A 24015-nucleotide genomic window follows, 5' to 3' on the forward strand; every position below is an offset into this window, starting at 1 on the left:
ATTGATAGAAATCCATTCGTTCAGTGTTCAGCGGCTGATCCCCATGACGCCCTGTCAGCCACTTTTCGCGGTATAGCGCAGGTGAACGATGATGTCGGTGATCGAGGCGATCATGTCCTCCTGGCTGGCACTGAACTTCAAGGCCCAACGGGAAATCGCCCCCGTACCTTCAAAGGGCAGGTAGCGCTCGTCATCGAAGTTGAAAACGAACAGGCCGTCGTCGTCGACGCCGGTCGACACGGTGATTTGCTGGCTGGCGCGCATGTTTTCTTTCGGTGCGCCTTGCGGACCGTTCATCTGCACCGCGTTATAGGTTTGCGTCAGGGTGGCACGGATGTCCTGATAGGGGCCGACCGTCACCGGCAGCGACACACTCACGCGCTTGATACGGCGCAAGTAGTGGCCCGGGTAGTCGGCATCGAGCATCGCCTGGGTGATTTCAAATTCGGCGATGCTCTCATCGGCCAGGCGAGCGACCACAGCATCCCAGCCTCTGTTGATGCTGGGATCTTCTTCTGTGGAGATGGGCAATTGCCTCACCGATACCGTCTTGACGATCTCCAGCTTGCGATCGTTGCGCGCCAGATAAGCCGCATCCATGCGCAACAGGTCCAGCTTGAGCGATTCGCCGGCAGTCAGGCCGCGCCAGGCGTCTTTCCAGGCGGCGGGCTGAATGAAACTCGCTGAATAATCGGCAATTTCGTATTGCCAGCAGGCTTGTGCGGCGAGGCATAGGGAGAACGTTGCATCGTAGGCCTGATAGTAGAACGTCGAGAACTGGCCGTTGAGCCATTGGTAAAGCTGGCTGTTGGTAAAGCGTTTGTTAAGAAATGCATAAACGACCTCGGCCTGTTGCCTGGCTTCCTGAGCCTGACGCAGTTGCAAGGCGGTGACGCGAGTCTGGGCGTCATGCACGGCCAGTTGCGCCACGATCTGTTCGGATTCCAGCTGGGCCTGTTCGCATGCATTGATCCACTCCTGCTGGCGGCGGCGTAATATTTCCACCTTTTCCAGAGCATCGCCGACACTGTCTTCGAGTGTGGCGATAGCTTGCGCGCCGATGGCGACCATCTCGGGGATACCCTCAATTTCAAACCCCCCTGCAGCACCGCCTGCTGCTACTCCAACGGCCATCCCGCCAATCAGGCCTGCATGAGCGCCAGCGTGGTTGGGAGTTACTTTCATCGCTGCGGCGGCAGATGACGAGATGGCCGCTACACCGGTGAACACCTTGGCACTCATATGGGCTGCAGCTGCAGTGATCTCTGTCCCTGTGACATTCTCCTCCGCCAGCCTGCTGTAGAAACTGGCCCGGGCATCGGCTATCGCTTTGCTGGCTTCCAGCGCCTTGCGCGCTTCGATTTCGACCTTTTGAGCCTCCAGTTGCAAATCGATGGCGAACTGCGCGTATTCCCACACCTGCTGCTGTTGCAACTCCATCAGTTGCCCCTGTTCCTTGCGCTCGATGATCGACAGCAGGGTATTGCCGAACTGGATCAGGTTATCCACTGCGGCACTCGCCCGAGTGAACATCACCGCATAGCGGTAGTGCGGTGTTTCCTGGGCCAGCAGGCTGCCCGCGCCGCCTTCGGTCGCCCCATTGGCGTAGGCGGCGAGCAGGGCGCGAGGGTCCAGTGGCGCGGCAAACAGCGGCAGCGACAAGGGTTTGCCATCCAGAGTCAGGTTATGGCGCAGGTTGTACAGACGCGACTCGACCATGTCCCAGTACTTGGTCAGCTCGGCGTTCATGGGCACGATGAAGTGGCCGTTGTCTTCCTCCACCAGTGTCGGGTCACTGCCGAAAGTACTCAGGCGCAACGACGGCTGAGTGAAACTGATCACTGCCTTGCCTTCATTGGCCGCCGCGCTGGCGCGTACCTGCTGCTCCTGTTGGATCAGTTGCGTCTCGAACGCGCGCAGGCCAGGGTTACTGGCTCCGGTCAGATCCGCCAGTTTGATCGGTGTCCACTGGCTGGTGATCACGGCATCGGGGCGCGGGCCGAGCAGGTCGAGGATGCGCACGTACCACAGCTTGGCTTCGCCGAGGCTGTCGGGGGTCACTTGCCGATAGGCCATGTCGCCACGGTCGACGAGGTTCTTGATGTAGTGGAAATACACGGCCTTCTGATAACGGACCGGGTCGCTGGCGGCGATGCCGTCGGGGTCGATGGGCGCGCGCATGAAGTAGTCGGGGTCCGGCAGCTCGGTCAGTGGCCTTACGTTCCAGTAATCGGGCGCGCCGGTACTGGCGTTTTCCTTGCGCCCCGGCTCGAAGATGAACCCCAGCCAGAATTCGGCTTCGTTGAAGCGCTGCTCCAGGTTCAGGCGGTAGGAAATCATGAACGGCAGATGCAGGAACAACTCCCAGAAGTACAGGCCGTTGGCCCCTTTGAAGTCCATCTTGCTGGGTTCGGTTTCTTCGCCAATCGCCGGTTCCGGTAGCTGTTGCGTTCCCCAGGACAACAGCGCTTCCAGGGCGATATTGGCCTTGTTGATCAGCTCGCGGGCAAACAGGGTGTTCATGCGGATCGGGTCGCGCTTGTCGCTGGTCGAGCCGTCGCTGAATTTGATGCTTGAGTCGGAGAAGTCGATGTATTCGGCAATGCCCAGCAATGGGTCGGTGCGTTTGTTGATTTTGGGGGCGATGGGGTCGACGCCGCCTTCGGACTCCCAAGTGAGTTCTATTTCGGTGGATTTGATGGCGGAGCCAATCCATTCCTGGTCTTTTTTAGTGTTAATCCCGACGCCGTGGGTAATGTAGAACTTTTTTGAACCCTCCATAAAAGTGGCGGGTAATGTTGGCAGTAGGGTTGCTTTATTAAAGGGGATCATTATGGATTGCGGGGTGGGCGTGAACAAGTTTTCATGGTCTTGAGTTTTAGTGATGATTTTTTGAGGGCCATAAGGCAGGGCCATGTTTTGAGGGTGGCTCATGTACTGGTGGAGCGTAATTTCAGGGTTTGTATTAGACGCTTCAATAGTGACGCTGCATTGGAAGGGGATGAGTAGTTCCATCATAACAAGCCCTGCCTTGATATCGTCTACGTCATAAAGGGTCTCATGCCTGACTAGCCGGGTAAGGAAATGGTTTATATAGCCGTCTGTCGCGTCGATCGTATTTGAATCCGCACCGAATACGTAGGGTAGGTGGTTTGGGTTTCTTATGAAGTCGATTAGTTCTATAGGTAGGCGGATGTCGTGACTTATATAAGCGGAGCACTGAACGGATAAAAGACTAGGTATTGCGTCTGTAGGCAGAAAACTAATGAGTGAGCCTGATAGTAGTTTGTTGTAAAAGCCTTCTTTTTTACCGACTATCAAATGTAAGTTGGTGTGGGGGGTGCCTCTGTAGTGAAAGGTTATATCAATGATCATAGGTTCAGGATCACTATCACCGCTTTCCGGGATGATGTCGGCATTGATATCGGATGTTAAGCGTATCGTAGAGCTGGCGTGGTCAAGGGTAGGCTGTTGGATAGCCGGATCTTCCATCGCCCGTATCCTGGACTGCCAACCGTTGTAGTCCCAGTCGGCAGACCCGGGAAGTGCTGGTTTGGTAATAATGGGCTTTAAGCCAATGTGAACACTCCAGGTGAACTGAAAGTTTCCTTTGTTTTTGAGTGCCAGCGCCCAGCAGGTTTTACGAATGCGGCTTTCATTAGGCTCGGCATCTGCGCCATTGTAATTTTCTTTTACATAACCCTCTTTGGGGAACGATCGTTCCTTATTGAAGTTCTTGTCAATAAACGCGGTGTGCAGCAGGGCATAATCCGAAGTAGAGCCGTCCGTATCGCCACTGACCAGTTTTTCCCCTGCATAGAGGGCGATAAACAGCGATTCCGGTGAAGCAGAAACGTCAAACACGGCGATGCTGTTTAGATCGGTTTCAAGGTTGACCGGTTTGTCTGCAAAGGTAAAAGTTTTGAGCGACGTGACATCCATGTAAATCAGCGGTGCGCTCCAGGAGTCGTCATATTTCTTGTACGAGACATTGAAGAGCAGACGCACCTTGGGCGTGGAGGTCGGTGGCGGGGCCGGGGTAATGGGGATGCTGCCATCGGGGTTGGGCTTGATACTGCCTGTGGGCAGAGAAACGTCAATCTCTTCGGAGACAGGGATCATATCCACCCAGGTCACGAACAGCCGGTTGTTGAAAAACACCGGCCGCAGCGTGCGCTCAATCGTATTGGCGTTGACCCCGATTTCTGCCCGCTTCCAGTCCGACCATGCACCCGGCGTCGGGTAGTCGTGCTTGGGGCCTTCAGTGCCTTCCTTGTAGGCCCGCTCGTTCATATCGACGGTGCGCCAGTAATAGATATTCTCGGCGCGAGACTTGCCAATAAAGTAATACTTGCCCTCAGCAAACCGCTCAGTGTCGATATAGCCGTTGATAACGGTCAGGTTCGCCACTTCCTCGAAACTGGCCAGGTAGGACTTCACGGCCTCTTGAGTGGTATCGATACTGATCTTGTTCTGGTTGATATCGTTTTCCAGATTTTCAAAGTAACCGGATTTCTTCATCCGCAGTGCCGGGGAAATGAAGGTTTCCGGGTAGAGCGCCAACTGCATGTTGGCGGCCCAGATCGGGTACTGACTGCTGCGCTCGCGCCACTCGACAAAGTTTGCTTCGGTGGGTTGCAGCAGGTCATAACCGGGCTCCATACCCATCAGCGCCCCGTTGATGAATTGCTGAACACTGCCGATGGCCGAGGCGACGTAACTGGTTTCGACTTCGTTGATCACCTGATTGTCGATCAGGAAAAACTCATACAGATCGTTGGCCGTTTTCAGACGCTGGTCCAGCCCCAGACGCCTCAGTAATGGAGAGTTGGGGACTACTTCGCCGAGGTAATAAGTCACCAGTGCATCCCGAAAGGATTCGTTGAGCTGGCTTTCAATGGAGCGAGACATAATGTGTAGCTTCCCTGGCAATTGATAGAAATCCATTCGTTCAGTGTTCAGCGGTTGGCCGCCATGACGGCTATGCCGACGTTTTTCCAGAGTTCAGGTTCGCTATCAGAAGTGAGGTTCGTGGCGTTGAGAATCTGGTTGGCTGCCAGCCCGGTCAGCGCATTGGTGCTGTGCATCCGGTTGATCCAGTCCACTTCGTGCATGGAGATGGCAATACCTCCATGAGCGGTCAGGAACGCACTGGCAGTCAGAACCTCGGAAGCGCTCCAGCCAGAGAGCGCAGCCAGGAGGTTGGCGCACAGTTGCGCCAGCTCGCTCGCCCTGGCTGTTTCCAGACCATTGGCTCGACTTAAATAACCGAGCAGCGCTGTTTCAGGGTGGCCACCGCTATCGCGCCAGTCACGATAGCGATCCAGCAGATAGAAGCTTGTGAGCGACAGCTCCAGTGGTGTCTTGAGAGTGGCGTGCAGCCATTGGGGATAAACCAGAAAAGTACGCAACGCCTGAGCGCTTAGCCCCAGTTGTTGATTGGCCTCTGCGTAGCGCACCAAGGTCATGAGGGCGTCGATCACCGCCAGGCCGGGCGCACTCAATGGCAGGCTCAATGGCGCGTCAGCGGTGGCGCTCAACAACGGACCCAGAAACGTGTCGGCGCTGCTGCCTGCCCAGCGCATGACGGTTTCGCTGCGGTCCAGCGGCAGGCCAGCGTTGGTTTGCAGCAAGCCTTCCATCAGGCGGTGCTGGACGAAATAGCCCTTGAGAATGAACTCAAGCAACCGCGTGGTCACCTCGGCTTTTTCTGACTCTTCCAGGTTGATGGGCTTTAGTTTCGCTTCCAGCGCAGCGGCAATGACCAACGTCTGGTCGTCAAGCAGACTCAATGCCTGGGCCATGACCAGTCCGCTTGCGTCAATCAATGTTTTCAATACGTTGCCTGACCAATCAATGGCCGTGCCGGCATTGTCCTTGGCAGGCAGGTTCAGCAGATCAAGCTTTGCAGCAGTCAATGCGGCATCACGGGTTTCTGTAGCCAACTGGTTGAGTTGATCGATCAGGCTCTGCGGTATGGCCGCTTGCGTACTGTCGATGCCCAGTTGACGGCGCAGGGTCGCTACATCGCGCCCGGTGTCCTTGAGCCAGGTCACGGCCCAGTCCAGTTGCATCAGAATATCGAGAATGTCAGGTTCCACGTTTGTATCGTCAGCCGCTGCGCGTAGCTTGCCGGTCACGACTTTTTTCCGGTACGACTCACCGCCCAGCAGGTCAACCAGCGCTCGACTGTCCTTGGCTGCCAGCCCGAACACCGAGGCGATGCGGGTCTGGCGGTACATTGAAGAGATCATGCTGGAATTGCGTATAAGATCTTGCGGAGCAGCACCGATAAGCTCGCGAGTATCCATCGCTATTGGCCACAGATCGTCCTGAGTCAGGGGTAATTGCAGACCAGCGCATATCTGGGCAAGCGTTCTGTTGTTATTGCTATCTGTACTGTTGAGATAAAACCTTGAGCCATTGAGCACCAGGGGCGTGTCGAACAACGACGGGTTATTGAAGACCTTGTCGAACATCGGCAAATGTCCGTCATTGGCATAAGCGCTCAGTCCATGGAGGAACGCGGCAAACTCTTCTGGCTCGAGGGTGTAGCGGCTGCGCAGGTAACGATAGGTACCAAGGGCCCGCAAGACGTTTTGCGTCAGTATGGCAGCAGTATTTTCGGCCCCCTCCGACCGAATCACCGCCATGATCAGCGTATCCAGTTCTGAAAAGGGAATGTCCATCCAGCGTTGCAGGCGGATCATGCGTTGCAGGCGGTCGAAGCGGTCCACGCTGGTGTTGATCAGTCGTGCGTTGCCCTTGTCGTCTCTGCTCAAACCCAGCGGTTGCTGATCAGACGGACCGTTGACATAACAGGCACCGTATTTGACAGCGCTTGCCTGAGGTTCGATGGCGTTGTGCCCTGCCGACAGGACATTGGGTGATCCATAGGGGGCATGGTTGTGCACAGCCAGTACGGCTTCGACCTCATTACTGTTCAGGCCGGTTTTCTCGATGAACACCTTGAGCGAATCCAGAGCGTTGGCCGCCCCCTGGATATAGCTGACACCGTAATGGGTTTTGAAAAAACGGGTGATGGTCAGCAGGTCTTCCTGATCATCCTGCACGTCGTCTACGGTTTTGGCTGGCGGCGGTTCCAGTGGCAGGGCAGGGGCCAGCACGATGGCCTGCTGCTCGGGGCTGAACCCGCTCATCATCACCTGGGCAATGGCGCTGTTGTGTTGCAGTGCTCCATAGGCGCTGGTTCCCGCCGTAGTGGCAGGAACCTCAAGGCTGACACGGTAACTCAGCTCGCCCAGCCTCGGCTTCTTACCCCCAAGGCCCAGGGTGATCTGTTGATGGTGAAAGTTGTACGGGAACAGAAAGGGATGTTTCTTTTCTGCCACCAATTGATAAATGGTCTTGTCCTTGTCTCCCTCGACGGTGTCGACATAGGCATCGATGGCTTTGGTCAGCACCTGGTTGACGATCTGTAGCGTAGGCACCGGAGTGAAGGTGTTTTGCTGGTCGATCAACAGATCTTTCAGATCCGGGCGACGGTCATCGAGTCTGATACGGTTCGTTTCCGGAGTGCTGTTTTCCAGTTCTTCCAGGGCGAATCTGTACAGGGAGGTGAGATACGCCGCCGGTGAGTCCTTGGCCTCAATCGCACCGACCTTGCAAAACAGGTCCCAGTTCTCCTTGAACAGGTTGGGGAAGCTGGGGCCGATGTCTACCAGCGAGCGGACACCGGTACGCCTGGTAATGGTTTGCGTGCGTCCGGATGACACCAGTTGGTTGCGATACAGCCGCACGATCTGGGTGGCATAACAACGGGCGTTTTCGTATGCCAGCGCACCGTTGGCATCGCTCAACCGGGCAAGTTCACGCACAAACGCAGGCTTGGCGCGGCGCACGATGTCGAACACCGAGGTAATCCCCATCTCTTGCAGGGCATCGACAAACGTCAGTTTGCCGTCCGTGCGCTCGGCGGAAGATGGCTCGCTCTTGGCAAGATTTCTCAACAAGGAAAAAGGCTGGTCGGTCATGTCAGTGCTCCTGCAGGGATGACTGACAGCATTTTTCACGGGGGGATTTTTGTCATCTGACAGAAATGACAGTGAAGATTGAAACAAGAGAAGTCTTCTTTCAATACAGAGGCTTGGCGAACTCCATAGGCCTATGACACTTGGTCATAAAGGCTGACTTACTAAGGCCTGATAGAAACACATCGCAGGATCACGTTGTGCGAGCAAGCGTCTTCCCGCGTATTAGTGGTGACTTGTGCCCGCTGCGACAGCGGCGCATAAAAAAGCCCGGCTCGAAAGCCAGGCTCTTTATCGTCGCCAGGGAGAGGTTTACTGCACTTCCACCGCCAGACTGTCGCTGATCTTCTTCTGCCAGATCGCCGGGCCGGTGATGTGGACCGACTCACCGTTGGCATCGACCGCAACGGTGACCGGCATGTCCTTGACCTCGAACTCGTAGATCGCCTCCATGCCCAGTTCAGCAAAGGCCACGACCTTGGATTTCTTGATCGCCTGGGCAACCAGATAAGCCGCGCCGCCGACGGCCATCAGGTATACGGCCTTGTGGTCCTTGATCGCTTCGATAGCGGTGGGGCCGCGCTCGGACTTGCCGATCATGCCCAGCAGGCCGGTCTGGTCGAGGATCTGCCGGGTAAACTTGTCCATCCGCGTGGCGGTCGTCGGGCCGGCCGGGCCAACCACTTCTTCGCGCACCGGATCAACCGGGCCGACGTAATAAATGAAGCGGCCCTTGAGGTCCACCGGCAGCGTTTCGCCCTTGTTCAGCATTTCGACCATGCGCTTGTGCGCGGCATCGCGACCGGTCAGCATCTTGCCGTTGAGCAGCACGGTTTCGCCCGGTTTCCAGCTCTGTACGTCTTCCGGCGTCAGGGTGTCGAGGTCGACGCGACGAGCAGACGGCCCGGCTTCCCAGACGATTTCCGGGTAGGCGTCCAGCGATGGCGCTTCCAGCGAGGCCGGGCCGGAGCCGTCGAGTACGAAGTGAGCGTGACGGGTGGCGGCGCAGTTGGGGATCATGCACACCGGCAACGACGCGGCGTGGGTCGGGTAATCCATGATCTTGACGTCGAGCACGGTAGTCAGGCCGCCAAGGCCCTGGGCGCCGATGCCCAGCTGGTTGACCTTCTCGAACAGCTCCAGGCGCATTTCTTCAATGCGGTTCTGCGGGCCACGGGCCTTGAGCTCGTGAATGTCGATGGACTCCATCAACACTTCCTTGGCCATGACCGCGGCTTTTTCTGCCGTGCCGCCGATACCGATGCCCAGCATCCCTGGCGGGCACCAGCCGGCGCCCATGGTCGGAACGGTTTTCAGAACCCAGTCGACGATGGAGTCGGACGGGTTGAGCATCGCCATCTTGGACTTGTTTTCCGAACCGCCGCCCTTGGCCGCCACGTCCACTTCGACGGTATTACCCGGCACGATGGAGTAGTGAATGACCGCAGGCGTGTTGTCCTTGGTGTTCTTGCGAGCGCCCGCCGGGTCGGCCAGGATCGAAGCGCGCAGGACGTTTTCCGGCAGGTTGTAGGCGCGACGCACGCCTTCGTTGATCATGTCGTCCAGGCCCATGGTGGCGCCGTCCCAACGTACATCCATACCGACGCGCACGAACACGGTAACGATACCGGTGTCCTGGCAGATGGGGCGATGACCGGTCGCGCACATGCGCGAGTTGATCAGGATCTGGGCGATGGAATCGCGAGCCGCCGGCGATTCTTCACGCAGATAAGCCTCGTGCATCGCCTGGATGAAGTCCACGGGGTGATAGTAGGAAATGAATTGCAGTGCGTCGGCAACGCTCTGAATCAGGTCGTCTTGCTTGATCACGGTCATGCGGCGCGCTCCTCTGTAGGGACGGGAACATTCAATTACGCTATCGGCAAGCGACTGAATCGCGGCACAAACCTGCGTGTTCAGGAAGCCGAAGCGGGCGCAAAAAGGCGCGGCAGTATAACCCGGTCAATCGGCCAACCTGTACAATCGCGCATATTTTCTGCGCCTGGCCTGGAACTTTCCGATGCCTGAATTACATGTCGGCGGCCGGCACTGGCCTGTGCCTGTGTCCAGCAACCTGCTGGACGCCCTGAACCAGGCGGGCTTTGCCGTTCCTTACAGCTGTCGGGCGGGCAGTTGCCATGCGTGTCTGGTTCGTTGCGTGAAGGGCGAACCTGCCGACGCTCAACCTGACGCGCTGGCCGTTGACAAACGCCGCCAGGGTTGGCGTCTGGCATGCCAGTGTCAGGTGGTTGAAGACCTGACGGTCGAAGTCTTCGATGCGAAGCGTGATGGCTTGCCCGCTCAGGTTGTGGGTTGCGACTGGCTCAGTCCTGAGGTGCTGCGCCTGCGTCTTGAGCCTGAACGGCCATTGCGTTATCGCGCCGGCCAGCATCTGGTGTTGTGGACCGACAGCGGCGTTGCGCGGCCGTATTCGCTGGCAAGCTTGCCGGACGAAGACCCGTTCCTAGAGTTTCACCTCGATTGCCGCCGTCCTGGCGCGTTCAGCGATGTTGCGCGGCAGTTGCAGGTTGGCGATTCGATCCGGTTGGGTGAACTGCGCGGCGGAGCACTGCGATACGATCCGGAGTGGCAGGAGCGGCCGCTTTTGCTGCTGGCGGCCGGCACCGGACTGGGGCCGCTATGGGGCGTATTGCGCGAAGCGTTGCGGCAGGAACATCAAGGCCCTGTTCATCTTGTGCATCTGGCTCAAGATGTTGCTGAACATTATCTGGCTGGCCAGCTGAACGTACTGGCCGCCGAACATCCCGGTTTGGAGGTACGACTCATCACGCCTGAGCAACTGCCGGCAGCTCTGGACGCCCTGCGCTTGTTGTCGCGCAGGGCCATGGCGCTGGCGTGCGGCAGCCCTACGAGTGTCGAAATGTTCGCCAAGCGTTTATATCTATCGGGCCTGCCGCGTAATCAGTTGTTGGCGGATGTGTTTCTCGACCGCGCTTGATGCACCGACCGTGGAAGCGGACCGGGCGGCGTTCCGCTGATCCGCGAAAACCTGTTTTCGGCCGATAAACGTGTTTCGTGTATACCGGCCTCTTTGCGGACGAGTCCGCTCCTACTCTCACTGTTTCGCGCGAACATGAAAAAGCCCCGGCTCTTTCGAACCGGGGCTTTTGGGTCTTGCGAGGCTGGCGCTTAGACCAACGGGTCGCCAACGTGCAGGATCTTCATGCCGTTGGTGCCACCGATGGTGTGGTAGCTGTCACCTTTGGTGAGGATGACCCAATCGCCTTGCTCGACCAGGCCGCGCTTGAGCAGCTCGTCCACCGCTGCCTGGCTGACCTGACCTGGCGGCAGGGCTGCCGGGTCGAACGGCACGGTGTAGACGCCACGGAACATGGCGGCACGTGCCTGGGTTTCGCGGTGCGGGGAAAACGCGTAGATCGGCACCGAGGAGCGGATGCGCGACATGATCAGCGGGGTATAACCGCTTTCGGTCAACGCAATGATCGCCTTCACACCCGGGAAGTGGTTAGCCGTGTACATGGCTGCCAGGGCGATGCTTTCGTCACAACGGGTGAACGAGTGGCCGATGCGGTGGCTGGAGGTCTTGCCGGTCGGGTGCCGTTCGGCGCCCAGGCAGATCCGCGCCATGGCCTGCACGGCTTCGATCGGGTACGAACCGGCGGCACTTTCAGCCGAGAGCATCACGGCGTCGGTGTAGTCCAGCACGGCGTTGGCCACGTCGGATACTTCGGCGCGGGTCGGCATCGGGCTGGAGATCATCGATTCCATCATCTGCGTGGCAACGATTACCGCCTTGTTGTGGCGACGTGCGTGCAGGATGATTTTCTTCTGGATGCCCACCAGCTCGGCGTCGCCGATCTCCACGCCCAGGTCGCCACGGGCAACCATGACTGCATCGCTGGCACGGATCAGGGCGTCGAGCACTTCATCGTTGGCAACGGCTTCGGCACGTTCGATCTTGGCGACCAGCCAGGCAGTGCCGCCCGATTCATCGCGCAACTGGCGCGCATATTCCATATCAGCGGCATCGCGCGGGAAGGAAACGGCCAGGTAGTCCAGTTCCATCTCGGCAGCCAGTTTGATGTCCAGCTTGTCTTTTTCGGTCAGCGCCGGAGCAGTGAGACCGCCGCCGCGACGGTTGATGCCTTTGTGATCCGACAGCGGACCACCGATCAGAACGGTGCAGTGCAGCTCTTGCGCGGTCTGGGTGTCGACGCGCATGACCACACGACCGTCGTCGAGCAACAGCTCGTCGCCCACGCCGCAATCCTTGACCAGATCGGGGTAATCGATGCCCACGATTTCCTGGTTGCCGTCAGTGAGCGGATGCGCGGTTGAGAAGGTGAACTTGTCACCGACTTTCAATTCGATTCGCTTGTTGGTGAACTTCGCGATCCGGATCTTCGGTCCCTGGAGGTCGCCCAGCAAGGCGACGAAACGGCCATGTCTGGCGGCGATCTCGCGGATCAGCCTGGCACGAGCCTTGTGCTCGTCAGGGGTACCGTGGGAGAAGTTCAAACGAGCGACGTCCAGACCCGACAGGATCAGCTGTTCGATGACTTCTGGCGAATTACTGGCAGGGCCAAGTGTGGCGACGATTTTGGTGCGGCGAACGGTCATGCACAAACTCCTTAATTGAAGCGCAGCGAGAGGCTACTCCTGTCTGTGCTTTTAGTCATTGTTCCTTTGCACTACAGCGCTACCGATCGGCAGGGCGTTCGGCTGACGGCTGGCGTGCAAACTCGGGTGAAGAAAACCGTGCTCGGGTCGATACAGGGCAAAGGACAGGAGACTCCCATGCGTATTTTAATGATTGCTGTAATGCTCGCCGCAATCGGCGGGTGCACCCGCTGGTCCATGAATTCCAATCTGGACCACGCCTATCTTGCCTACGAGCAGGGCGATTGCGAACGGGTGATGCTCGATCTATCCAAAGTGGAGCGTCAGAGCCGTTCGCGCCGTTACGTCCAGCCGGAAGTCTCGATGTTGCGCGGGCAGTGCCTGGAGAGACAAAAGCTGTACGTGGATGCTGCACAAACTTATCAGTACCTGATGACTCACTACCCTGACAGCGAATACGCCTACCGCGCCCGTGCCCGCCTGGATACGCTCGCGCAGCTGGGGCACCTGCCCAAGGCCCAGCCGGCCAAGGCATTTCCTGCTTCACGATGATTACACCCGATTGGATGACTGGTAGCGTTTTCGGGTGGATGATAGAAATTTTTGAGCTAGGCTGACTGTCAAGGGCGGCGCAAACCCAGGACGTTTGTGCGTTAGGATGTCCGGCAGCAGGAAGCGCAGTAAGGCTGCTGCAAACTCATCATGTTTGCTTGACCATGCTCATGGGTCATCGGAAGGCGGTCACCATGCTCAAAGAACGAAGAATCGAACGTCATCAATTGCAGGATTATCTTCAGGTGTTCAACCGCCTGACCGACAGGTCGGTGGGTTGTCTGGGGAATGTGTCGGAAAACGGCATGATGGTTATCAGCGATTTGCCCATGTTAACGGGCGCAAAGTTCGAGCTTCGCTTGAAAGTCCCTAATAACGGCGGTCAGAAATTTATCGACGTCCAGGCAACCTGCATGTGGTGCAAGGAAGATGAAACGCCGGGCAGCTACGACTCCGGTTTCCTGCTGATCGATGCGCCGGATGACTATCTCGACTTCATCCACATGCTGCGTCGTTACTTCAGCTTCTATCCGCTGGAAGCTTCGGCTTGATGTGATGATCGGCAGGCAGCCTTCACAAGGCGCCTGCCTTTTTCCAGCTCAGGTAACGAGTGACAAGCTTGACGCCCAGTCCGCCAGGACGGGTGTCCAGCACTGGCACGCCCTGGGCCATGAGGCGTTCGTGCAGTCCTGCTCGGGCGTTGAGCAGTTCAAGCGTGCCGCAGTAGGTCATGGCGTCATCGTAGGTTTGCACGGCGCCTTGGCGCACTTCGTCCAGTATTTCTTCGCGCAGGCTGGCGATCAGTACCCGATGCTGACGGCCAAGCTGCTTCATGGCGTTGAACAGCTCCTCGTCCTCTTCATCCCGCAGATTGGTCACCAACACCACCAGCGCCCGTTTCTTCTGACGCGCCAGTACCTGACGTACGGCGTTGGCGTAGTCCGCCGGTCGCCGAGTGGTCTGCAGGTCGTAAACCGTATTGAGTAGTTGATGCAACTGGCCCTGGCCCTTGACCGGCGCGAGGTAGCGGTCCTGATCGGCGGCAAAGGTCGACAGCCCGACCGCATCTCCCTGGCGCAATGCAACGTAGCTCAACAGCAGGCACGCATTGAGCGCATGGTCGAAGTGTGAGAGGTCGCCATCCTGGCTGCGCATCCGCCGCCCGCAGTCGAGCAGAAACACGATCTGCTGGTCGCGTTCGTCCTGATACTCCCGGGCGATGGGCGTGCGTTGACGGGCGGTGGCCTTCCAGTCGATCTGACGCAGGCTGTCGCCTTCGCGAAACTCCCGCAACTGATTGAATTCAAGGCCCAGCCCGCGCCGCTGATACTGGCGGATGCCGATCTGCCCGAGAAGATTGTCCACGGCCAGCAGTTGACCACCGTAGACCCGCGCGAAGTCCGGGTAGACCCGCGTCGTGCCAGGCAGCGGCAGACAGCGTCGGGATGTCCACAGGCGCAGCGGGCTGGGCAGATGGACTTCACACTGCTCGAGCTGCAGCGGGCCGCGCCGCACCGGTCGCACGCGATAGCCCAGCTGTGCGGTTTCGCCTGATGCGAGGGACACCGACTGGGGCAGGTTTTCAGTCTCAAGCCCCGGTGGCGGGTGGTCGAACAGGCGAATGGTCACCGCGTCAGGGGAGTCGTGCTCCACGTCCAGCCTCACTTCGCTCCAGCGCCCCAGGGCCATGTTGCCTGGGAGATGGCGGTTTATCCGGGGGGAGGGCCGATAACCCAAACGGATTGCGTCGATCAACGCCACGCCGGCCAGTGCCAGAAGTGCTCCCCAGAACAGATTGTCCAGTGCCGTCGGCACCGCCACACCCAGCACCTTAAGCGTATCGAGCAGCAACGCGACGGCCGCCATGCCGCCCAGCCCGCGCAGCAGGAGCCCGGTGGGCTTGAATGCCTGCCTCATAAGCGCGGCGCCGGGACCTGATCCAGCAATTGCTTGAGCACCTGGTCGACCGAAAGCCCTTCGATGTCCAGTTCCGGCGCGAGCCTGACTCGATGGCGCAACACGGCCAGCGCGCAGCTCTTGATGTCATCGGGAATGACGAACTCGGCGCCGCGCAGTAATGCCCGCGCCCGCCCGCCGCGAACCAGGGCGATGGATGCCCGAGGGCCGGCGCCCAGGCTCAGGCCCGGCCAGGTTCGGGTGCTGCGTGCCAGACGCACGGCATAATCGAGTACCTGTTCGTCGATGGGCAGGTCGCTGGCAATGCGCTGCAGGGCCTGGACATCCCGCGCCTGCATGATGACGCGCAGCGGCTGCACGTCGAGCATGTCGGCGCGGGTCGAGCGTGTGACCTGACGCACCATGCTCAGCTCCTGTTGCGCGTCGGGATAATCCATCAGCACCTTGAGCATGAAGCGGTCCAGTTCCGCCTCGGGCAGAGGGTAGGTGCCTTCCTGTTCTATGGGGTTCTGGGTGGCGAGCACCATGAACGGCTGGGCGATAGGCAGCGCCCGACCTTCGAGGGTGACTTGTCGTTCCTGCATGGCTTCCAGCAGTGCGGCCTGGGTCTTGGCAGGCGCACGGTTGATCTCATCAGCCAGCAGCAGGTTGGTGAACAGCGGCCCCTTGCGCAGCTTGAACTGCTCGGTCTGCATGTCGTAGACCGCATGGCCGGTGACATCACTGGGCATCAGGTCCGGAGTGAACTGGATGCGGGCGAACTCGCCGCCGAAGCAGCGAGCCAGCGCCCGTACCAGCAATGTCTTGCCCAGCCCGGGTACGCCCTCCAGCAACACATGGCCGCCTGCGATCAGGGCCGTCAGCACGTCATCGATCACCGTGTCCTGGCCGATCAGGGCTTTTTGCAATTCGTTGCGCAGCGCCTGGGCGAGCTGGCTGGCACGCTGGCGTTGCTGAGTCGGGTTCGTGGCCGGCGCTTCGACGGTGGCCGTATCGGTTGGGGAGCCAGTGCTTTGCGGATCGGTCGTTGGATCACTCATAGGGCATTCCTGAGGTTTTGCAGGCGGGCTACCTGACGGGTGAAGTCGGCCCTGGAAAAGCGCTGCGTGGGCCTTGGGCGCAAGGCGTCGCTGATGGCGCTGGTGGGTTGCCGGGTCAGGCGTGCCAGGACCTGCCATTGCTCGGCGACCGCCAGTTGCTCAAAGCCGGGGTGACGTTGGCGGGCACGGCGCAGGATGTCGTGCTGCAGGTTCCTGAGCAGGACCTGCTGGCCGCTGCGCCGGGACAGAAAGTCGGCACAGGCGCGGACATGTTCAATCAACTGACGGCGAGCCTTGGGTGCAGGCAGCTGCAAGGGACCTTCCCGCTGGCCGAAGTGCCACAGCGTCATGCCGAGCAACAACGCCAGCGCCACCAGCGCTGCTGGAAAATGGCGCAGGAGCAGGGTCAGCAGAGTGTCGTGTGCGGATTGCACAACCAGCGTGACCGCACTGTCCTGAGTCAGGTACCACAGCAACCATGCGTTGTCGTAACGCGTAATGGCACGGGTTTTCCAGAGCTCCGCATCGCTGAGCACGGTGATCAGGCCCTCTCCATGGCTCATCTGCAACAGGTGCGTAGCTCCGGCACTGTTGGCCCAGGACTGCGCGCTGTCGTTCGGGTCTTCCAGGTGGTACGCAGTGTTGAAGCTCATGTAGGCCGGGGCGTCTTCGTTCTCCAGATACAGGCGGGTCAGTTCGGGCCACGGCATCCGCGGCGGTTGTTGTGCCGGGGCGGCGAGAGGGATCGGCAATCCCGAACGGGCAGTGTCCTGCTGGCGTTCCTGCTCCTTTATATCCTTGCTGAGGTACTGGCGGATTCCGGTTTTGTCCAGCAACAGGTCGCCGCTGCGACCACGTTTCGCATCCCACAGTCGCTCGGCGACGAACAGCAGATGCCCGCCAGCGCTGGCCCAATCGAGAAGCTCATCTACCTGGCGGGGCGTCATGTTCTCGCGGCTGTCGAGCAGCAGGAGTGATTGTCGCTGCTGCTGCGGATCGGGAAGGCTGGCGAGGCTATCGGCCACATTCACCGGAAGCGAGCGTTGGCGCAGGAAATACTCTGCCGCCAGATAAGGATTGGCCAGGGCCTCGGGAGACGGGCCTTGATCCACCGTCTCCTGGTAAGGTTCCAGATGCTTGAACAGCCAGACGCCCAGCAACGCCACGACCAAGGCGATCGTCAGGCCGATCATGAAATGCCGGCGCCGGGTCATCGCAGCGCTCCGTCGCCGAACAGCCGCCGCCAGCCGTCACACAGTTCTGCCTGCAAGGCGGCGGGTGGTAGACGATGGCCATAGGCGAGGTTCTGCCAGTGGTGGGTGAGGGTGCGACTGAACTGGTCGAGTGATGGATGATTCAGCCCAGCGATGCGCTCCAGCACCTCGCCTTCGGTGTCGGCACTTTTCAACGGGAGCTGGTGCTCGATCAGGAGCCGGTTGAGCAGTGCCCGATACAACAGGCCCAGGGCTTCACGCGGTTGGCTGGCCCAGAGGCTTTCGACACTTGCGGCAATGTCGTCCGGCAGGGATTCGGTAGTGACCTGCAAACCGAACAGCTGGCTGGGCGCCTCTTGCACAGCGCCGGCGGTGCGGACCCTGCGGCTGACGAAGGCGCCGAACCAGGTGCGGTAGCGCCAGACCAGCAGGCCCGCCAGCCCGATCGCGACAGCCCATAGCAGAACCTCGAACAGGCGGGCGACGACGTTCGCTGTTCCCATAAGCCAGGCGAGCCATTTCAGAAAGGCAGGGTCGCCCTGGTTACCCCCGGCCTTTGCAGCCTTGTCCTCAGGATCGGGAAAGCGCCAGCCGGAAATCTGTTTGGGGTTACGGAAGGGAGGTTGTTGCACCAGGTCGGTGATCGACTGCCGGGCGGCCTGGCTGGACAAGGCCTGATGCGTCAGGCGCGGCATGTCCGGAGCCACGGATGCCTGTTCGACAGACAGCGTCTCGGCGTCCGGCAGTGGGCAGCTGAAACCTTGGGCGTTGGCGAAGGCTGGCGTACCGGCCATAGCGAAGACGAGCGAGCACCCGATAAGCACCGAGTAGGCACTGCCGACCAGCCGCTGGCGCAGGCGCCTGAACACCAGTTCGATATCCCAGGCCTCCAGAATCGTGCGGCGATTGAGATACAGGCAGAATCCGCTGGACACGTAGATCGGTTCCCAGAGGATCAGAACCACCGCGTAAAACACATTGTTGAGGTGATCCAGCCAGTTCGATTCGCCTTGCGGGTCGAGCAGGCTGACCCAGAGCCAATCGGTCTCCATCTGTTGCGGAATCAGCGCGTAGAGCAGGACACCCATGCCGATCACCAGTGCGGTTTCCAGATGGCAACCCACCAGAGTCAATAAACGGGCTGCGCGCAGGTCCTTGCGGCTGAGCGCTTCCACGCGCAAGGCGCGTTGCTGACCTGAAAGGTTTTCCAGCTGTTGCACCGGCAGCAAAAAACTGCGACTCAAACTCAGGCGGCGCCAGAGCAGGCTGGGCAACAGCTGGGTTTTCAAGGTGGCGGGCCAGGCCTTGAGCGCCTCTTTCAATGTGGGCGTTGCACCGAACAGCGCCTGGGACAGGATCAATAGCGGCAGCCGTTCGAACAGCGGTTTTAGCCACCAGACAATCAGCGCGACCAGATAAGGATGATCATGAAAGACCGCCGTGAGCAGGATGAACACGGGAACCGTCACGATTGCCCAACTGGTCATCAGCAGGCGCCTGTGCCTGCCCGCCAGCAGTACGCCCAGGTCGATGGCTTCCCAGGGCGTGCGCGGGCGCAGTTCAACCGAGGCTTCAGTCAGGCGCATGGAAACTCCGCCCCGCGAAGGTCAGATAGCCGATCACCAGCGCCCACAGCAGGCTGCCCACCCAATATTTGACAGACGGTTGCGGCCACGTCATCGATGACCAGTACGCCTCAACGAACGCAGCGATTACCAGCAGCAGGATCACGCCGCCCACCAGTTCTACGCTGGTCTTGCCGGCCATCCGCAACGCTTCGCCGCGGGTGTGCCTGCCCGGCGCAAGCAGCGCCCAGCCAAGCTTGAGGCCCGCCGCGCCGGCCAGCACGATACCGGTCAGCTCGAATGCACCATGGCCGATGACGAACGACCAGAACGTCTGGCCATAACCGACCCCGGTCAGGTGGCCAGCCACCGCGCCCATCATCAAGCCGTTGAACAGCAGGAAGAACAGGCTGCCCAGGCCAAGGAGCAAGCCGGAGGCGTAAGTCTGAAAGGCGATGCCGACGTTGTTCATGATGTAGTAGCCGAACATCACCCAGTCTTCACTGGACTCGCGCTCCAGCGCTTCGCCGATCCGGCGAACGTCCGGGTCGTACATGCGCTCCATTTCACTGACCCGTTCGGGGTCGACCACGCTGTAGACCAGATCCGGGAAACCGTAGACCAGCAGGCCCATACCGATCAGGCTCATGAAAAACAGCAGGCCCGCCGCCAGCACGAAACGCCACTCGGCCCGCACCAGCCGAGGAAACCCTGCCAGGACGAAACCTGCCAGCCAGGCGCCGGGAGCGTTGCGGTGGCGGTAGAGCTGTTGATGGGCGCGCATCGCCAGTTGATGAAGCGGGTCGACCAGATGGCTGCTGTAGCCGCGCTCCTGCGCCAGTGCCAGTTGATGGCAAATGCGCCGGTAGTCACCGGCGAAGGTCTCGCTGGTCTGGGGGGCGGACTTGCCGCGTTCCAGTGCATCGAGTTGGGCGCCGAAGCGTTGCCACTGCGCTTGATGACGTGCCTCGAACAAGGTCTGTTTCATGTTGGCCCCAGCAGGCCGCGGGCCATGCCGTTGACGTGCTCGAGTGCCAGGTTCGGCGGGACACGCAGCGGATCGGCGAGAATCGCCGCCAGCTCGTGCGCACGGGCTTCGGACAGCTCGCCCTGACGTTCCGCAAGGCTCAATATCGCGCGTTGTTCCTCGAGCCGAAGCACGACAGGCGCAATGATCGGTGCGGCATCTGGCAAGACCGGGCGTTTGATCGGCAGGTCGTCATGGATCACCAGCGTACCGGCAGCGAGGTCGCCGAGGCGCTTGAATGCGGTGTGGTTGAGGCAACTGATGGCGCCGACGCCGTATCCGAAGGGCAGCATGTCGACGAAGCGCAGCAGGTTGCGGGTCAGGGAGCAAGCCCAGCCTACTGGCGTACCGTCGTCGTGGGTTACCCGCAGGCCCATGAATCGTTTGCCCGGTGTCCGGCCCTGGTTCAGGACTTCGAACAGCACCATGTACCACCAGTTAAGAATGAACATGGCGATGGCAGCCAGGCCCAGGCCCAGGTTGTCGAACAGGCTGAACAGCAGCAGGAGGACGCCGGTCGCCAGCGCACGAATGCCGAAGTCGATCGCGAACGCCAGCGCGCGGGGCACCAGCCCGGCGGGGCGCAGGATCAGATCGATGCCTTCCGGGGTCTCGATCCGGGTGCGGGTATCCAGCGATACATGCAGCGTCGCATTCCTTGGCAGTGTGGGGGATGAGGACATTGTCGGCAGGCGGTACTTGAGGGCGAGAACTGATGCTAGCTACCGCAACGGGGGTAAGCAACCTGCCGTTGCCCTCGGCGTTCGTAAGAAACGGTTACAGGTGACTGGCGAAGCTGCGATTAGCCATACGCCGGTGACTGGCCCTACACTTTGTCTGACTTAGGTTCAGGACAAGACTGTGACTTCCAGCATCTTCTGGTACGACTACGAAACCACCGGTATCAACCCGCGCAACGACCGTGCGCTGCAGATGGCGGGAATTCGCACCGATGCCGACCTCAACGAAATCGCGCCGCCGGTCAACCTGTACTGTCAGCCCAGCGATGACATCCTGCCGCATCCGGCGGCATGCGTGATCACCGGTATCACGCCGCACCGCCTCGCGGAAAAAGGGTTGTGCGAGGCCGATTTCATGACTCGCGTGCATGCCCAACTCGCGGCACCGGGAACGTGCGGTGCCGGCTACAACACCCTGCGTTTCGATGATGAAGTGACTCGTTACAGTTTGTACCGCAATTTCTTCGATCCCTATGGCCGTGAATGGCAGGGGGGCAACAGTCGCTGGGATTTGATCGACGTAGTGCGCGCAGCCTACGCCCTGCGTCCGGACGGGATCGTCTGGCCTCAAGAGGATGGGCGGGTAACGCTCAAACTCGAGCGCCTGACCGCCGCCAATGGCATCGATCATGGCCAGGCCCACGATGCGCTCTCCGACGTGCGTGCCACAATCGCCCTGGCACGCCTGGTTCGTGACCGGCAACCCAAGCTTTATAACTATCTTTTTGCTCTACGCAGCAAGCAGAAAGTGCAGGATCAGATCCGGCTCCTGGAACCGCTGTTGCATATTTCCGGTCGTTTTTCGGCAGCACGCAATTATCTGGGCGTGGTGTTGCCACTGGCCTGGCATCCGCATAACCGTAATGCGCTGATCGTGTGTGACCTGCACCTTGACCATGCCCCGCTGCTGGAACATGACGTCGAGGTCTTGAAACAGCGCTTGTATACGCGGCGTGAGGCCCTGGCAGAGGGTGAACTGCCGGTGCCGCTCAAACTGCTGCATATAAATCGTTGTCCGGTGGTGGCGCCGCTGGGTGTGCTGCGCAGTGAAGATCAGGAGCGGTTGCAGCTCGACATGGCGAGCTACAGGCACCGGGCTGCGCGGTTGAACGAAAGTCGACAAGTTTGGCAGGATAAATTGCGGGCGCTGTACGGCAAGGAAGAATTCGCCGGCAGCGAAGATCCCGAGCAGCAGTTGTATGACGGCTTTATTGGTGATCGTGATCGAAGGCTGTGCGAGCAAGTCCGTGAAGCGCAACCTGAACAACTGGCAAACGAATCGTGGCCTTTCGATGATCCTCGGTTGCCCGAGTTGTTGTTTCGCTACCGCGCGCGCAACTTTCCCGAGACGTTGAACGATCTTGAACGAACGCGCTGGTACAGCTTTTGTCAGGACAGACTGCAGAACCCGGAACTCGGGGCGCCGAATACTATTGCCAGTTTCACCAAGGCCCTGGTCGAGTTGTCACTAAATGCAACGCCGCCGCAGCTGGAGGTCTTGCGGCAGTGGCAGGATTATGTGCAAGTGCTTCGTAAACGACTAACGATATGACGCTAAAGGGTAAAAATTCTGACAATAAAAAACGCCAGCAAGCTGGCGTTCTTTAGATCAGGCTTTAAGGTCTTGCCTTCAGGCCCGGCCACCGGGGTTTAGCCCAGCAGAGTGGCCCAGCTTTCAACCTCGTCGCCGCCCCACTTGGCTTTCCACTCTTTCAGCGTCTTGTGGTTGCCACCCTTGGTTTCGATGACTTCGCCGTTGTGCGGGTTCTTGTATTGCTTGACCTTGCGCGCGCGCTTGGTGCCGGTAGTTTTCACGGCACCACGGGGTGCCTTGTTAACTTTGGAGTCCGGATCCAGCAGGGCAATGATGTCGCGCAGGGATTTCTGATACTCGCCCATCAGGGTGCGCAATTTGCCTTCGAATTCCAGCTCGGTTTGCAGTTTGTCGTCTTGCGACAGGTTCTTCAAACGGGCCTGCAGTTCTTTGATGGCTTCTTCCGTGGCACGGTATTCGTTGATCAGGGACATGAGGGAGACCTTATGTTGTGAAGGGTTTCAGGGTTACAGTGGGGCAATAATAGTCAGTGGTCCCCGGCAAGTAAACATGAAATAAAAGTTTTATTTGAACTGTGCGCCAATATACACATGTCCTACAGCGCGGCGAAATTAGACGGGCTACTGTATCGAGCGGTAAAGATGGTTGCTATAAACCGGTACTTGCCCGGTGAGTTCGTTCAGATGACTGCTCAGTCATCTGAATACTGGCACTCTGCAACCCGCACGGGACGGATGTGCGGATTCGTCGCCGCCGGTGGGCGAAGGGAATACTGCAGTTTTGCCGCGCAGCCGCTAGAATGGCGCCTTTGCGAAGTTCTGGAGTTTCCCCTAATGCGCACTTTTCGTCTGGTGATTGCTTGCCCGGACCGTGTTGGCATCGTTGCCAAAGTCAGTAACTTTCTGGCCGCCCACAACGGCTGGATTACCGAAGCGAGTCACCATTCGGACAATCTCAGTGGCTGGTTCTTCATGCGCCATGAGATTCGTGCCGACACCCTGCCGTTCGATCTGGAAGGCTTTCGCGAGGCGTTCACGCCCATCGCCGAAGAGTTTTCGATGGACTGGCGCATCACCGATTCGGCTCAGAAAAAGCGCGTCGTATTGATGGCCAGTCGTGAATCCCACTGTCTGGCCGACCTGCTGCACCGCTGGCACAGCGATGAACTGGACTGCGACATCGCCTGCGTGATTTCCAATCACCAGGACCTGCGCAGCATGGTGGAGTGGCACAACATTCCTTATTACCACGTGCCGGTGGACCCGGCGGACAAGCAACCGGCGTTCGCCGAAGTGTCGCGTCTGGTCGGGCATCACCAGGCCGATGTCGTGGTCCTGGCGCGCTACATGCAGATCCTGCCCCCGGATCTTTGCCGCGAGTATGCGCATCAGGTCATCAATATCCACCACAGTTTCCTGCCATCCTTCGTGGGTGCCAAGCCTTACCACCAGGCCTCGTTGCGCGGTGTGAAGCTGATCGGCGCCACGTGCCACTATGTAACCGAAGAGCTGGACGCCGGCCCGATCATCGAGCAGGACGTAGTGCGGGTCAGTCACCGCGACAGTATCGAGAACATGGTGCGTTTCGGCCGTGACGTGGAAAAGATGGTGCTGGCGCGCGGGCTGCGTGCGCACCTGGAAGATCGCGTACTGGTGCACGACAACAAGACGGTGGTGTTCGACTGATTCACTGAATGGCGCTAGAACTCCAGTGTACCGATGCATGCCCGGTCGCTGGAGCCTGTGCCGCACCGGACGAGGCAAGCGCCATGACCGATCCCTTCGAAAAAGCCACTTCCAAGGCACCGCCCAC

General features: G+C 59.4%; 16 protein-coding genes. 5 read left to right on the top strand and 11 right to left on the bottom strand.

Translation table 11 applies throughout. From position 1 onward, the window contains the following. Positions 1-54: 54 nt before the first annotated feature. The 3 genes from EGJ27_RS12925 to EGJ27_RS12935 form a co-directional block, all read right to left on the bottom strand. Positions 55-4911, bottom strand: coding sequence for a neuraminidase-like domain-containing protein (locus EGJ27_RS12925; RefSeq protein WP_125831141.1), 4857 nt, complete (start codon positions 4909-4911; stop codon positions 55-57). Positions 4912-4958: 47 nt separating this feature from the next. Then, positions 4959-7994: a Tc toxin subunit A gene (locus EGJ27_RS12930; protein WP_125831142.1), complete on the bottom strand. Its 3036-nt coding sequence runs from the start codon at positions 7992-7994 to the stop codon at positions 4959-4961. A 309-nt stretch (positions 7995-8303) separates the two neighbouring features. Continuing rightward, complete coding sequence (locus tag EGJ27_RS12935) at positions 8304-9827, bottom strand: fumarate hydratase (RefSeq protein ID WP_125831143.1); 1524 nt, start codon at positions 9825-9827, stop codon at positions 8304-8306. A 184-nt stretch (positions 9828-10011) separates the two neighbouring features. Here EGJ27_RS12935 and EGJ27_RS12940 point away from each other — a divergent pair, with 184 nt between their 5' ends. Further along, on the top strand, positions 10012-10950 hold the full coding sequence (locus EGJ27_RS12940) for an iron-sulfur-binding ferredoxin reductase (RefSeq protein WP_125831144.1): 939 nt from the start codon (positions 10012-10014) through the stop codon (positions 10948-10950). Positions 10951-11141: 191 nt separating this feature from the next. Here EGJ27_RS12940 and pyk read toward each other — a convergent pair whose 3' ends face one another. After that, positions 11142-12593, bottom strand: a complete 1452-nt coding sequence (gene pyk, locus EGJ27_RS12945; protein WP_125831145.1) for a pyruvate kinase — start codon at positions 12591-12593, stop codon at positions 11142-11144. Positions 12594-12770: 177 nt separating this feature from the next. Here pyk and EGJ27_RS12950 point away from each other — a divergent pair, with 177 nt between their 5' ends. Together EGJ27_RS12950 and EGJ27_RS12955 are read left to right on the top strand one after the other, a co-directional pair. Next, complete coding sequence (locus EGJ27_RS12950; RefSeq protein WP_125831146.1) at positions 12771-13145, top strand: tol-pal system YbgF family protein; 375 nt, start codon at positions 12771-12773, stop codon at positions 13143-13145. A 194-nt stretch (positions 13146-13339) separates the two neighbouring features. Continuing rightward, the gene (locus EGJ27_RS12955) at positions 13340-13696 is read left to right on the top strand and encodes a PilZ domain-containing protein (protein ID WP_125831147.1); all 357 of its coding nucleotides are present in this window, start codon (positions 13340-13342) and stop codon (positions 13694-13696) included. Positions 13697-13718: 22 nt separating this feature from the next. On the opposite strand, the gene EGJ27_RS12960 is transcribed toward EGJ27_RS12955, so the two are convergent. The 6 genes from EGJ27_RS12960 to EGJ27_RS12985 are packed head-to-tail and all read right to left on the bottom strand — an operon-like array spanning position 13719 to position 20591. Continuing rightward, positions 13719-15062 carry a DUF58 domain-containing protein gene (locus EGJ27_RS12960; RefSeq protein ID WP_125831148.1) on the bottom strand — a complete coding sequence of 448 codons (1344 nt, stop codon included), beginning with the start codon at positions 15060-15062 and terminating at the stop codon, positions 13719-13721. Next, entirely contained in the window at positions 15059-16102 is a 1044-nt protein-coding gene (locus EGJ27_RS12965) for a MoxR family ATPase (protein ID WP_125831149.1), read from the bottom strand. The genes EGJ27_RS12960 and EGJ27_RS12965 overlap by 4 nt, the downstream gene beginning before the upstream one ends. Then, positions 16099-17316, bottom strand: a complete 1218-nt coding sequence (locus tag EGJ27_RS12970; RefSeq protein ID WP_125831150.1) for a DUF4350 domain-containing protein — start codon at positions 17314-17316, stop codon at positions 16099-16101. The genes EGJ27_RS12965 and EGJ27_RS12970 overlap by 4 nt, the downstream gene beginning before the upstream one ends. Next, positions 17313-18902: a DUF4129 domain-containing protein gene (locus tag EGJ27_RS12975; RefSeq protein ID WP_125831151.1), complete on the bottom strand. Its 1590-nt coding sequence runs from the start codon at positions 18900-18902 to the stop codon at positions 17313-17315. The genes EGJ27_RS12970 and EGJ27_RS12975 overlap by 4 nt, the downstream gene beginning before the upstream one ends. Beyond that, positions 18889-19869 carry a stage II sporulation protein M gene (locus EGJ27_RS12980; protein ID WP_125831152.1) on the bottom strand — a complete coding sequence of 327 codons (981 nt, stop codon included), beginning with the start codon at positions 19867-19869 and terminating at the stop codon, positions 18889-18891. The genes EGJ27_RS12975 and EGJ27_RS12980 overlap by 14 nt, the downstream gene beginning before the upstream one ends. After that, positions 19866-20591, bottom strand: coding sequence for an RDD family protein (locus tag EGJ27_RS12985; RefSeq protein WP_125831153.1), 726 nt, complete (start codon positions 20589-20591; stop codon positions 19866-19868). The genes EGJ27_RS12980 and EGJ27_RS12985 overlap by 4 nt, the downstream gene beginning before the upstream one ends. A 178-nt stretch (positions 20592-20769) precedes the next feature. Here EGJ27_RS12985 and sbcB point away from each other — a divergent pair, with 178 nt between their 5' ends. Further along, positions 20770-22200, top strand: coding sequence for an exodeoxyribonuclease I (gene sbcB, locus EGJ27_RS12990; RefSeq protein ID WP_125831154.1), 1431 nt, complete (start codon positions 20770-20772; stop codon positions 22198-22200). Between the two features lie 98 nt (positions 22201-22298). Here sbcB and mvaT read toward each other — a convergent pair whose 3' ends face one another. Further along, the gene (mvaT, locus tag EGJ27_RS12995; protein WP_125831155.1) at positions 22299-22676 is read right to left on the bottom strand and encodes a histone-like nucleoid-structuring protein MvaT; all 378 of its coding nucleotides are present in this window, start codon (positions 22674-22676) and stop codon (positions 22299-22301) included. Positions 22677-23036: 360 nt separating this feature from the next. On the opposite strand from mvaT, the gene purU reads away from it, so the two are divergent. Then, positions 23037-23888: a formyltetrahydrofolate deformylase gene (gene purU / locus EGJ27_RS13000; protein ID WP_125831156.1), complete on the top strand. Its 852-nt coding sequence runs from the start codon at positions 23037-23039 to the stop codon at positions 23886-23888. Positions 23889-24015: the final 127 nt, after the last annotated feature.

This window comes from Pseudomonas sp. v388 (assembly GCF_003935425.1).
Classification (GTDB): Bacteria; Pseudomonadota; Gammaproteobacteria; order Pseudomonadales; family Pseudomonadaceae; genus Aquipseudomonas.